The organism is Bdellovibrio bacteriovorus (assembly GCF_048286975.1).
In the GTDB taxonomy this organism is placed as follows: Bacteria; Bdellovibrionota; Bdellovibrionia; order Bdellovibrionales; family Bdellovibrionaceae; genus Bdellovibrio; species Bdellovibrio bacteriovorus_H.
In genome coordinates, this window is sequence record NZ_JBLVRT010000005.1 from 42901 (window position 1) to 54197 (window position 11297).

Consider the following 11297-nt stretch of genomic DNA (forward strand, 5'->3'; position numbering starts at 1 on the left):
CTCCTTAACGCAGGTTCAAACTGCGCCTTGATTTTAGTCGTGATGTTAAATCAGATGATGAAAGTATCCCTTGAAAGACAGGAATTTAAAAGTCTCAACAACCAGTGTCGCTTGAAAGCTTGTCGACACGCTGCTGGTGGCGTCCACCGGCGAAGGATGTTGAAAGGAACGTTTGCAGCATTTTCACCGCATCATCGGGGGATGTGAAACGTTCGCTCAAGCAAAGAACGTTCGCATTATTGTGTTCGCGGGACAGGCGGGCGATATCGTTATTCCAGCAAAGTGCCGCACGGATTTGTGGGAACTTGTTGGCGCGAATGGCCATGCCCTGGCCGGAGCCACAGATCAAAAGACCCAAAGCCGGGCCTTTTTGAGAATCAATCAGGTTGTTTTTTTGATTTTGAAGTTCCACTTTAACAACTTCACGGCACACCTGATTGGCATAGTCCGGATAGTCGACAGAGTCAGCGGAGTGAGTGCCCATGTCCTTCCATTGGATATCTGGAAGAGCCGCCATCACTTTAAGTTTTAAATCCAACCCAGCGTGATCGCAGCCAACATAGACAATCATTTCTTATCCTTCGTATTTCGAGAAGATCATAGAAGCGTTGGTTCCACCGAAACCAAAGCTGTTGTTGATGACATTGGTGATTTTACCTTTACGTGCCTCATTAGGAACGTAATCCAAATCACAGTCTTCACTTGGATTTTCCAAGTTGATCGTTGGAGGAGCCACCTGGTCGCGAATTGCCATCACACAGAAAGCAGATTCAATTGCGCCAGCTGCGCCCAACGCGTGACCCATCATGGACTTGGTGCTGGAAACCCAGACCTTTTTCGCATGATCACCCAGCAGGCGTTTGATTGCCGCGGTTTCAAGGCCGTCACCCACCGGCGTACTTGTGCCGTGAGCGTTGATATAGTTGATGTCTTCCGCTTTCAGACCAGAGTCTTTCAAAGCCATGGACATCGCCGCATAACCACCAGCGCCTTCTGGAGCCGGGGAAGTCATGTGATAAGCATCGGAGGAAACTCCGTAGCCTGTGATTTCGCAAAGAATATTGGCGCCACGTTTGATGGCGTGCTCAAGGGATTCGATGCAAAGAACCGCCGCACCCTCTGCCAAAACAAATCCGTCACGGTCTTTATCCCAAGGACGGCTGGCTTTTTCAGGAGCATCGTTGCGGGTGGACAGGGCGCGCATGGAAGCAAAGCCTCCAACAGCCAGTCCGCAGATCGTGCTTTCTGCGCCACCTGCAAGCATCACATCAGTCACGCCGTCGCGAATATAGCGAACCGCATCCCCGATAGAGTGAACACCTGAAGCGCACGCGGAAGTCACAGAATAGTTAGGACCTTTCAGTCCCAATGAGATCGTCACCTGACCCGCGGCCAGGTTCGTGATCACAGAAGGGATGAAGAACGGACTGATACGGCCCGGTCCTCTTTCCTTCATTTTTATGGCGGTTTCTTCGATGTTCGCAAGACCACCGATACCGACACCAATAATCACTCCCGCTTGATTCTTCACTTCTTCGGTCAGTTCCAGCTTGGCCATTTCCACGGCCATTTTGGAAGCTGCGATCGAGTAGTGAATGAACTCGTCCATTTTCTTTTGCTCTTTTTTCTCGATGTATTGGTCTGTATTAAAACCTTTTACTTCGCCGGCAAAAGTCACATCAAAGCCTGTCGTGTCGAATTTGGTGATCTTGGCGATCCCAGATTGACCACGGGTTGCAGCTGCCCAGCTCTCCTCAATGGTATTACCAAGGGGAGTGACTGCGCCTACTCCGGTGACGACAACTCTTCTTTGTGGTTTGGATGGACGTTCAAATCGGGAGTTCATAATGAATTAAGCTTTTCCTTTTTTCTCAAGGTAAGAAGCTACGTCTTGAACTGTCTTCAGCTTTTCAGCGTCTTCGTCAGGGATTTCAAGATCGAATTCTTCTTCCATTGCCATCACAAGTTCAACGATATCCAAGCTGTCTGCGCCCAGATCGTCGATGAAAGAAGCTTCCGCTTTAACTTTATCTGGATCTACGCCAAGTTGTTCAACGATGATATCTTTAACCTTTGGATGAATAGCCATTTATGCCTCCTAATAGTGCGTTCAATATTACTTAAATTACAAGTCTAGTCTAGTGTTAGAACTCTATCATGTCGCTCCTAGGCGATATGAAGTATTCGCGAGTTTATTCGCGAGCTTAGTTCATGTGCATTCCGCCGTTCACATCCAAGGTGTGACCGGTGATGTACTTGGATTCATCGCTCAAAAGGAAGCGCACGGCTTGCGCCACGTCGGATCCTTCGCCGATTTTTGCCAAGGGAATTTTCTCCATCATTTTGGATTTCACATCTTCAGAAAGAACATCTGTCATTTCTGTTGCGATGTATCCAGGTGCCACGTTGTTCACGCGCACATTGCGGGAACCCAGTTCCAGAGCCACGGATTTGCTAAACGCAATCGTGCCGGCTTTGGAAGCGGCATAGTTCGCCTGACCGGCGTTGCCTGTCTCACCAATGATAGACACGATGTTCACGATGGAACCTTTGCGCGCTTTCATCATGGGTTTGGTGAAGGCTTTGGTCACCAGGAAAGTGCCGCGCAGATTGGTGTTCACCACGGAATCGAAATCTTCTGATTTCATGCGCAGAAGCAAACCGTCTTTGGTGATGCCGGCATTGTTCACAACGCCGTCGATGTCGCTCCATTTTTCCAGAATGTGATCTACAGCAGAGTTCACAGATTCTTCGTTCGCGATATCCATTTTAATGTAAAAGTGACCTTCGCCGGTCAAAGAGTGAGCCACCTGTTGAGCGGCCTCTTCGCGGGAAGAGTAAGTGAAGGCAACTTGAGCGCCCTCATCAGCAAGAAGCTTAACGATAGCAGCGCCAATTCCGCGGCTGCCACCAGTGACAACAATTTTCTTTCCTTGAAGCGACTTTCCGCTCATGTGCAAAATCCTTTTAAGCAATAACCTGTGTTGTTTTCAGCACACTTTGACCGAACTCCGAATAAAGCTCAAGAAATTTTAATGACTCGTAGCTTTCAGAAATTCTTCAATAATTTTCACATCTTCGATGGAAGTTGTGGTCATGACTTTGAAGAAATCCCCATCAATTTTTTTAAGCAGACCTTGAAGGACTTTACCAGCGCCACACTCGATAACTTGCGAGTGACCCATGCCTTTAAGAACTTCCATGCTCTGAGTCCAGCGCACAGGGGCTGATACCTGACGAATCAGATTTTCACGCAAGATGGAACCATCGGTTTCAGCTTTGGCGTGGAAGTTTTGAATGATCGGGAAGGCCGCCGTTTCAAATTTCATCGCGGTCAGGACTTCTCTCATCTTGTCTTCGGCAGGCTTCATCATTTCACAATGGAAAGGCGCTGAAACTGTCAGTGGGATGAGCTTTGCGCGTTTTGGCGCTTCAGAAAAAATCGCTTCTGGCTTGAAGTTGTCCTTCAGCCAGTTGATGGCTTTTTGGGAGCCAGAAATAACGATTTGTCCTGGAGAATTAAAGTTGGCAGCTGACAGAGGGCCCACGCCGGAGTTTTTCACAACGTAGTTACAAAGTGTCTCGACCTGATCAGGCTCAAGACCCAACACAGCGACCATACCACCTTGACCCACAGGAACTGCAGACTGCATCGCCTGACCACGGGTTTTCACAGCACGCATGGATTCGTCAAAACGAGTCACACCCGCTGCAACAAGGGCCGCGTATTCACCGATAGAGTGACCGGCCGCCACAGAGGCTTTTACACCGAACTCTTTCGTCAGCACACGTTGAGTGGCTGTGGAAACCAGCAGCAGTGCCGGCTGAGTGTTCTCGGTCAAAGCCAAGTCGGCTTCAGAGCCCTCGAAGCACAGTTTTTTCATATCTTGTTTCAAAGCTTCAGAACCTTCTTCGAAAGTTTCTTGAGCGATCTTGAAGTTTTCAAACAAAAAGCGGCCCATGCCAGGTTGCTGGCTGCCTTGTCCTGGGAATACAAGTGTAAACATTTTTAGTACCTCAATAGAATACTGCCGGAAGTAAGACCTGCACCGAATGCGGTAAGCAAAATAGTCTGACCCCGTTTGATCTTGCCGTTTTTAACGGCCCAGTCGAATGCAAGAGGGATGGAAGCAGCAGATGTGTTACCAGTTTCCTGAAGGTAGACAATCACGCGTTCCATTGGGAATTTAAATTGATCAGCAACCGCCTCAATAATGCGCTTGTTGGCCTGGTGAGGAACAATCCAGTCGACCTGTTCAGGTGCAACCTTGTTGTGCTCCAGAGCCTCCTGGCAACAGGACGCCATCGTGCGAACCGCGTTCTTGAAGATGTCACGGCCCTTCATGGTCATAAAGTTCAGACCTTTGTCGATAGCTTCGTGAGACTGCGGGATTTTGCTGCCACCAGATGGAAGGATCAGAAGATCCGCCAAGGTGCCGTCGGCACGCAGGTGAGAGCTTTCGATAACGTTTGTCTGGCCTTCGGCTGCACGGGACATGACCCACGCACCAGCACCGTCTCCGAAAAGAATGCAGGTTTCGCGGTCTTTGTAGTTCATGTAGCGGGAAAGGACTTCTGCACCGATAACCAGGATGTTTTTGTACATGCCTGTGCGGATGAATTGGTCGGCAATGCTGACGCCGTAAAGGAAGCCGGAGCAAGCTGCGTTCAAATCCACAGCCATGATGTTTTTTGCTCCAAGTTTCGCTTGGACAAAGCACGCAGTAGACGGCATTTGATGGTCACCAGTGACGGTGCCCACCAGAATCATATCGATATCTTCGACTTTTAGATTAGCGTCTTCCAGAGCGCGCTTGGCGGCGATGACACAAAGATCAGAAGTGGCCTGATCTTCAGAGGCGATATGGCGGCGTTCGATCCCGGTTCTTTCAACGATCCACTGATCGTTTGTTTCTACCATTTTTTCCAGATCCTTATTTGAAAGAATCTTTTCCGGTAGATAGGAGCCTATCCCTGAAACTCGAGATCGATACATTCCTGCCATGGAGTCAACCTATTCTGTTATGAAGCGAGATTACTTCGCTGCGCTGATTTGTTTGCCTTTGTAATACAAAGCACCGTCAGCACCTTTGTGTGCGCGGTGAGGGCGAACAAGTTCACCAGTCTTTTTTTCTACAGCGATAGCTGGAGCAGTAAGACCGTCGTGAGAGCGGCGCATGTCACGCTTGGAGCGGGATGTTTTCTTCTTAGGAGTTGGCATTTCAAACCTCGTTTTAAATCAGTATTTAGCAAAGCACGTTAATTTAACCAAAGAACAATAAAAATCAACAATTTAATTGAGTTTTAAATTCTTTAGAGCTGCAAATGGATTCTGCGGCTTTTCCACAGGCATTTGTTCGTCGTAGATAAGACCCTGTCCTGACTCGGGAATTCTGCAATCTGAGGGTTTCCCATCTTCGCCAATTTCCGGACATGCCGGATTAAAAGGCGCAGCAAGAGCCACCACTTCATGCAGGTATTCGCTCATATCAAAAACCATGTTCTCGTATTCAGAAACCTCAGGGCCGCCTTCTGGCAGGTCGCTGACGTGGTTCACCTTGGAATACTTGCTGGCGCGGGGCTGTTCGCGCTTGGGGATCAGGATTTCGTGGAATCTTTCGCTGACTGGCAGATTGAAGTCATTTCCGCAGCGGGAGCAGACTTCCGGGGATTTGGTCTTGATTCTGCCGGTCAGCTCGAAGTCCTTGGAATTCAAAGGTTTAATGAAAAACTCAGCGTCGTAGGCGTTTTTGCCAACGATGTCAGCCAAAACCGCATTGGCTTCACCAGTTTGAGTGGTCCAGTGATAGGCACGGCCTTCTTCAGGGACTTCATTCAATTTGATCTTCATAGAAACTCCTCAGGTTCCCCAGAGGCCTCTGGGGGCCCATAGTGCATTGTAATCGGGGAACGGAACTTTGTAGTGAATTTGGAGCGGTTGGTCAAGGACTGATTTCGTCCAGTGGGCCTTGCGGGGCTATATAGCGGGAGTAGGCTTTAATTGAAAGCCAAAGGGGGTCTATATGGCTACTTTAAAACTGCATGGACATGAGTATTACTATGAAGATCATGGTCCCAAAGACGCCCCCTGCATCGTGCTGAGTCCTCTTGTTTATACAGACACCACTGTTTATGAGCCCATCGCCCGCATCCTGGCGGATGACTATCGTGTGATCACCTATGATCACCGCGGCTTGGGTCGCAGTGAACACACTGTCAGCCCCAGCCTGGAAAGCAGCGCCAAGGATGTGGCCGCGCTTATTGAGCAACTGGGTGTCGGACCCTGCCACTTTGTAGGAAACTGTTTGGGAGCCTATATCGGCCTGCGGCTGGCCATCCATCGATCTGATCTGCTGAAAAGCTGCACTTTGATGGGAGCGGTCGCTGAAGGTGAAAGCGACGAAACAATCAAAGCCATGGAAGGCTTTGTCGCCAATATCAAGAAAGAAGGTATGAAAGCCGGAGTCAATGACTTCGCTAAAATGTGGTTCGGAGACACCTTCCGCGCCACCAAAGATCCAATTCAAGTCAGCCGTCGTGAAAAATGGCTGAGTCATATCAAACACATGAAACCAGACGAAATGGATTCGGCTTTGCAGATCTTCCGTCGCACCGACATGAGTGAAGACCTGAACAAAGTCCATTGTGCCGTTCTGGTTCTGGCCGGTGACGAGGATTCACCTTCCAATCTGGAAGCTTACCGCCGAATGGCGAAAGCTCTTCCGGCCGGTGAATACAAAACCATCCACCACGCAGGCTTTGCCCTTGTGATCGAACAACCTGAAGAGGTCGCCGAAAACATCCGCACCTTCGTGGGTAAAGTGGAACGTCATCTGCAACATCAATACAAACAAGCTCCACGGGACTTTGATGCCCGTGCGATGTGAGCGCTGAAAAAGAAAAAGCCACCTTTATCAGGTGGCTTTTTCTTACTTAACGTACAAGTCAGAAGCTTTTGGTGTGGACTTGATCAGCTTCAGCTTTTTCATCTGCTGAACCAGAGTGTCCCAGCGGTCATCGGTCATGGAGCCCACAGTAGTGCCGGCTGTTTCAATCAAGGGCTTTTGAATGTCGGCGGCCTTATTAAAGGTCTCCAGATCAATGGCTTTGTTCAATTTGGCCATGTGTTCATTGGTGGCTTTGGGATCTTTCAGGTACTGGGCCCAGCCTTCACGAGTGGCAGTCAGAACTTTTTGCACCAGTTCGGGTTTGTTCTTCAAGGTCTCTTCTGTGGTCGCCAGAACCACCAGATAAGGATTAAAACCTTCATCCGCAATCAGGAAGTTTTTAACTTTGGCGCCGGCTTTTTCGGCGCTTAAAGGCTCAATGGTGATAAAGCCCTGCTGGGAAAAGGTCATGTCGTTGACAAAGTTGCTAACGCCACCCAAATAAGGCACGACACGGACTTTGGGCTTTCCGAATTTTTGCACCAAATACTGATAATATGGCAGCCCTGATTGCATGGACAGGAAGCCTTCGTTGGTGAAAACATCCTTCAGGCTTTTAAAGTTTCTTTCTGCGTGGGTCATCACGATGTAAGGGGATTTTTGATAAACCGCGAACAGGGCTTTGACCTTGTTCACTTTGTTTTTGTCCTGGGAAATGATCAGTTCATCGGCGCTGACGATGGCAAAATCAACTTTGTTGTTTGCAAGCATCTGCACGGTGGGTGTTCCAGACCCGCCCTCAAGCACTTTTACATCCAGACCTTGTGCTTTATAGAAGCCCTGCAAAGAGGCGGCGTAGAACCCACCAAACTCAGGCTCCGCTTTCCAGTTCAACGCCAATGTCACAGGCGTGTTGGCAGCAAAGGCTGTTGATGTCATCAGCATAGAAAATAAAAGGGTGATCATGGTTTTCATAATTCTCCTTGTGTGGAAGAGGCCAGGGGACGGCGGCTGAGTATAAACTTATGAAGCAAAGCCCAGGTGCCCATTAAAAGAAGTCCCATCAGTGATAACAACAAAAGGGCGCCAAAGACAATATCGACCCGCTGTTGGGTGCGCGCAGAATCAATCAGAGCACCCAAACCCCCGCCAGCCACGAACTCCCCGGCGATGGCACCGATAATCGACAGACCAGTCGAGATTTTAAGGCCGGAATAGATATAGCTGTAAGCATGGGGAAGTTTTAACTTCCACAGAGTCTGCATACGAGTGGCGCGGTAAATCCTGAATAAATCTTTTTGTGATTCACTGACACTTTCAAGACCCATCAGGGTGTTGGCGATAATCGGGAACAATGAAACAATAAAACTTGAAGCAATCACAGTGGGGGCACCAAAGCCGAAATAGATCACCAGCAAAGGGGCAATCGCAATGATTGGCACTGTCTGGAAAAACACCGCAAACGGCAAAATCGCCCGCTTCAAGGTTTCCGACATTGAAAACACAAATGAAATCAAGCCGCCCACAAGAACACTTAAACCCAATCCCGCAAGAACATTGATCAGGGTTTCTTTGAAGGCCACCGCAAAATCAGCGCGAAGCTCCTGCAAAGTTGCAACGATCATGGAAGGGGAGGGAAGCAGGGTCTCACTCACCCACCCGCCACGAACCAGAATTTCAAGACTTAAGGTCAATACAATAAAACTGATAAAGGCCGGCAGAAAACGTTTCATGCGCGCAGCCTTTCAGAAAGTCCTTCAACGATCTTATTGAAGCCTTCGGAGGTTCTTAAGTGTTCCTGCCGTCTTTCTGGCAGCGCCAGTTTTTGATCAAAGACGATGGGTGCTCCCTGCCCTTTGAGCATCACCACTCGTTCAGACAAAAAAGCGGATTCAAACAAAGAGTGCGTCACAAACACGACCGTCATACGTTCGGAATGCCAAAGCTCGTGAAGCTGGTTTTGCATTTCAAAGCGGGTGCTTTCATCCAAAGCCGCAAAGGGTTCGTCCATCAACAAAAGCTTTGGGGAATTGACCAGCGCACGCGCCAAAGACACACGCATCTTCATCCCGCCGGACAATTGATGCGGGAAAAGGTGCTGAGCCTCTGTCAGGTGGACTTTTTTCAGTGCCGCCTGGACTTTGTTTTTGCGTTCTTCATCCGGCAGGTTTTTAAAAGCATGATTCAGTTCAAAAGGCAGATATACGTTTTCATAAACGGTTCGCCATGCCAGCAGGTTGGGTTCTTGAAAGACAAAACTGGAAGGGGCGTCAGGCAAGGTCAGTTTCACACTGCCAGAGCTGGCGGCCTCAAGTCCTGCCATAAGTCTTAACAGTGTGGACTTGCCGCACCCTGAAGGTCCGACAATTGAAATGAACGAACCGGGTTCGACCATCAGATCCATGTTTTCAATCACGGTCCTTTTGCCGAAGCTTTTGTTCAGTTTTTCAATTTGAATCCCCTGGGCTCCGCTCACTTTACACCCAGTCGTAGTTAAAGCTGATACTGATGCGTTCTTTGTCAGAATCATTTTTGGGTACTTCATGGCGCAACCAGGATTCAAACAGCACCACGTGGCCTTCCTGAGGCTCTAGTGAGTGATAGCGCTGGTTGTGTACCTTGGCGTTGTGTTTGCGTGGTGGTGACGCCATAAACGAATCCAGACGCGGGTCCTCGAACTTGATCGCCGAGCAGTTTTTCGGCGTCTGAACATAATAAGTCCCGCTGATTACAGACAGTGGATGCAAGTGCATGGTGTGAATAACGTCGGTGGGCATAATGTTCACCCAGCACGAAGACATGCGCAGCTCTTTCGGGTCGATGTCCATTTCAAGATGTTTTACGAACTTGCGAACGTGCTTGTTGATTTCTTTTTCCAGATCCCCAAAGGTGGATGAAAACTGGTGCAATTGGCTCATGGAACCGTAAGAGGTGAAGCCGCCTTTGTAGTTCTTTTGCGACCAGACCTGACCTTCTTCATCGACTTCGGCAATTTTCAGGGACTCTTGTTTAAGGTCCTTGTTCAGGGATTTGTCTTTGCTCGCCAAAGGAGCATAGTAAATGAAGGTGGGGAAGAGTGTTTTTATCATTTTGAGACACCTAAATGCTTGTAATTGCGTGCTTTCAACATAGGTCTAAATCTGTGTCATTACAAGAATTGATAACTACTTCTTTGACAGTTGTAAGGGGCTTTTGCGGCGGAGCGACCTCTAAAGCAATAGAATCGCTGCCCGGGTGGCATCCCCCTTGCTTTATAAGTCTGTATCAGCAAGGAGCTAAGTATGAAGAAGCAAGTAGTTATCGCCGTAATGACCCTGATCCCAGCAATCAGTTTTGCCAAGATCTCGGATTTCAACGCTTTGATCAGCGAAAATTCCAAGGCTCAAAACGAGCTTCATAATACGGTTCAACACAACCTGGAAGCGTCCCGCGAACAAGCCGCAGCGGCGGAAGTGCGCGAGCGTATCGTGGTGGTGGAAAACTCCGGCTCTTCTTACAATGCTCCAACCAGAAAAGACCTTTTGGCCTTCAAAAAGGAAAAGATCAGCCACCGCGCTTCGGAAGAAAAGCAGTTTGACCGCTTGGCTTCTGAAATCCGCGGTATGGAAGAGTAATTAAAGAATCAACTTACGTAGCTCTTGCTGAGAATATACGTAATCTGCATAAACCATGGTGTTGGTGATGTTTCGATGTCCCAACGCCACCTGGACCAGTCGCAAATCCTTCGTTTTCTGATACAGCTCAATCGCAAACGTGTGCCTTAAAGCGTGAAACTTCTTTGGCACGGGGCGATACATTTCCCAGACCTGATAAAGCCGATTGTACGAAATAGGAAAAACCGACGTTCCGCCCTGATTTTCGGCGAAGCGACGAAGTCGGCTGAAAAGATCGGAATGAACCGGAATTTCGCGGTCATTCGACCCCTTTAGGCCTCTAATGAATATGCTTTCATCGTAGGGGTTCAAATCCGCCCGTTGGATATTGAGAACTTCCTGAGCCCGGGCCCCGGTCCGCAAAGCCGTCCAAATCATCAAACAATTGCGGGGATCCTTGTCCTGAAAATCCGTGAGGATTTTTCGCAAACGTTCTGATTCGGGTGCGAGAAGATACTTGTTCTTATTAAGTTGATACCGAGGTGCCGTGGCCATAACTCATCATTCAAAAGTCGAGATGGTTTTGACAAGGGGATATTCGCAACGCGCCGCATCCAAAGTATTGATAGGTAAATAATTTATGTTTAGTTGTGGTGCGTTGATAATATACGCAGTGCGTTATGTGGCAATACCCAAATATACAGAATAAAAATAATCAATAAAAACAGATACTTAATACTAAAGCTTATAACTATAAGCTTTAGGCGGATTTGAAAAAGGGGTATCTGGGGTACCCTTGGAAATATTCTTTTGTGGT

At 48.4% G+C, this 11297-nt stretch carries 15 protein-coding genes; 2 read left to right on the forward strand and 13 right to left on the reverse strand.

All coding sequences use genetic code 11. The annotated features are described in order from the left end of the window. Positions 1-94 precede the first annotated feature (94 nt). From rpiB to ACNQKP_RS14555, 8 genes are all read right to left on the reverse strand, one after another. Positions 95-571 (reverse strand): ribose 5-phosphate isomerase B, encoded by a 477-nt coding sequence (gene rpiB, locus ACNQKP_RS14520; protein ID WP_417865487.1) that lies wholly within the window; start codon positions 569-571, stop codon positions 95-97. A 3-nt stretch (positions 572-574) separates the two neighbouring features. After that, positions 575-1846 carry a beta-ketoacyl-ACP synthase II gene (fabF, locus tag ACNQKP_RS14525; protein ID WP_417865489.1) on the reverse strand — a complete coding sequence of 424 codons (1272 nt, stop codon included), beginning with the start codon at positions 1844-1846 and terminating at the stop codon, positions 575-577. Between the two features lie 6 nt (positions 1847-1852). Further along, positions 1853-2089 (reverse strand): acyl carrier protein, encoded by a 237-nt coding sequence (gene acpP, locus ACNQKP_RS14530; RefSeq protein WP_011164461.1) that lies wholly within the window; start codon positions 2087-2089, stop codon positions 1853-1855. 115 nt (positions 2090-2204) lie between these two features. After that, positions 2205-2954, reverse strand: a complete 750-nt coding sequence (fabG, locus tag ACNQKP_RS14535) for a 3-oxoacyl-[acyl-carrier-protein] reductase (RefSeq protein WP_041583536.1) — start codon at positions 2952-2954, stop codon at positions 2205-2207. A gap of 78 nt (positions 2955-3032) precedes the next feature. Further along, on the reverse strand, positions 3033-4007 hold the full coding sequence (gene fabD, locus ACNQKP_RS14540; protein ID WP_417865491.1) for an ACP S-malonyltransferase: 975 nt from the start codon (positions 4005-4007) through the stop codon (positions 3033-3035). Positions 4008-4009: 2 nt separating this feature from the next. Next, positions 4010-5005, reverse strand: a complete 996-nt coding sequence (locus tag ACNQKP_RS14545; RefSeq protein WP_417865493.1) for a beta-ketoacyl-ACP synthase III — start codon at positions 5003-5005, stop codon at positions 4010-4012. Between the two features lie 30 nt (positions 5006-5035). Next, a complete protein-coding gene (rpmF, locus tag ACNQKP_RS14550) occupies positions 5036-5221 on the reverse strand; it encodes a 50S ribosomal protein L32 (RefSeq protein WP_011164465.1) in 186 nt (61 codons plus the stop codon). Positions 5222-5293: 72 nt separating this feature from the next. Then, on the reverse strand, positions 5294-5851 hold the full coding sequence (locus tag ACNQKP_RS14555; RefSeq protein ID WP_417865495.1) for a YceD family protein: 558 nt from the start codon (positions 5849-5851) through the stop codon (positions 5294-5296). Between the two features lie 172 nt (positions 5852-6023). Between ACNQKP_RS14555 and ACNQKP_RS14560 the strand changes: the two genes are divergently transcribed. Then, a complete protein-coding gene (locus ACNQKP_RS14560) occupies positions 6024-6887 on the forward strand; it encodes an alpha/beta fold hydrolase (protein WP_417865497.1) in 864 nt (287 codons plus the stop codon). Between the two features lie 42 nt (positions 6888-6929). Here the strand turns inward: ACNQKP_RS14560 and ACNQKP_RS14565 are convergent, their stop codons facing one another. The 4 genes from ACNQKP_RS14565 to ACNQKP_RS14580 are packed head-to-tail and all read right to left on the reverse strand — an operon-like array spanning position 6930 to position 9976. Beyond that, the gene (locus ACNQKP_RS14565) at positions 6930-7862 is read right to left on the reverse strand and encodes an ABC transporter substrate-binding protein (RefSeq protein ID WP_417865499.1); all 933 of its coding nucleotides are present in this window, start codon (positions 7860-7862) and stop codon (positions 6930-6932) included. Beyond that, positions 7859-8620, reverse strand: a complete 762-nt coding sequence (locus ACNQKP_RS14570) for an ABC transporter permease (protein WP_011164471.1) — start codon at positions 8618-8620, stop codon at positions 7859-7861. The genes ACNQKP_RS14565 and ACNQKP_RS14570 overlap by 4 nt, the downstream gene beginning before the upstream one ends. Further along, complete coding sequence (locus ACNQKP_RS14575; protein ID WP_417865501.1) at positions 8617-9363, reverse strand: ABC transporter ATP-binding protein; 747 nt, start codon at positions 9361-9363, stop codon at positions 8617-8619. The genes ACNQKP_RS14570 and ACNQKP_RS14575 overlap by 4 nt, the downstream gene beginning before the upstream one ends. A 1-nt stretch (position 9364) precedes the next feature. Further along, positions 9365-9976, reverse strand: coding sequence for a 2OG-Fe(II) oxygenase family protein (locus ACNQKP_RS14580; RefSeq protein WP_417865503.1), 612 nt, complete (start codon positions 9974-9976; stop codon positions 9365-9367). A 192-nt stretch (positions 9977-10168) separates the two neighbouring features. Here ACNQKP_RS14580 and ACNQKP_RS14585 point away from each other — a divergent pair, with 192 nt between their 5' ends. Further along, on the forward strand, positions 10169-10501 hold the full coding sequence (locus ACNQKP_RS14585) for a hypothetical protein (protein WP_088565221.1): 333 nt from the start codon (positions 10169-10171) through the stop codon (positions 10499-10501). Here ACNQKP_RS14585 and ACNQKP_RS14590 read toward each other — a convergent pair whose 3' ends face one another. After that, on the reverse strand, positions 10502-11035 hold the full coding sequence (locus ACNQKP_RS14590) for a tyrosine-type recombinase/integrase (protein WP_417865505.1): 534 nt from the start codon (positions 11033-11035) through the stop codon (positions 10502-10504). Positions 11036-11297: the final 262 nt, after the last annotated feature.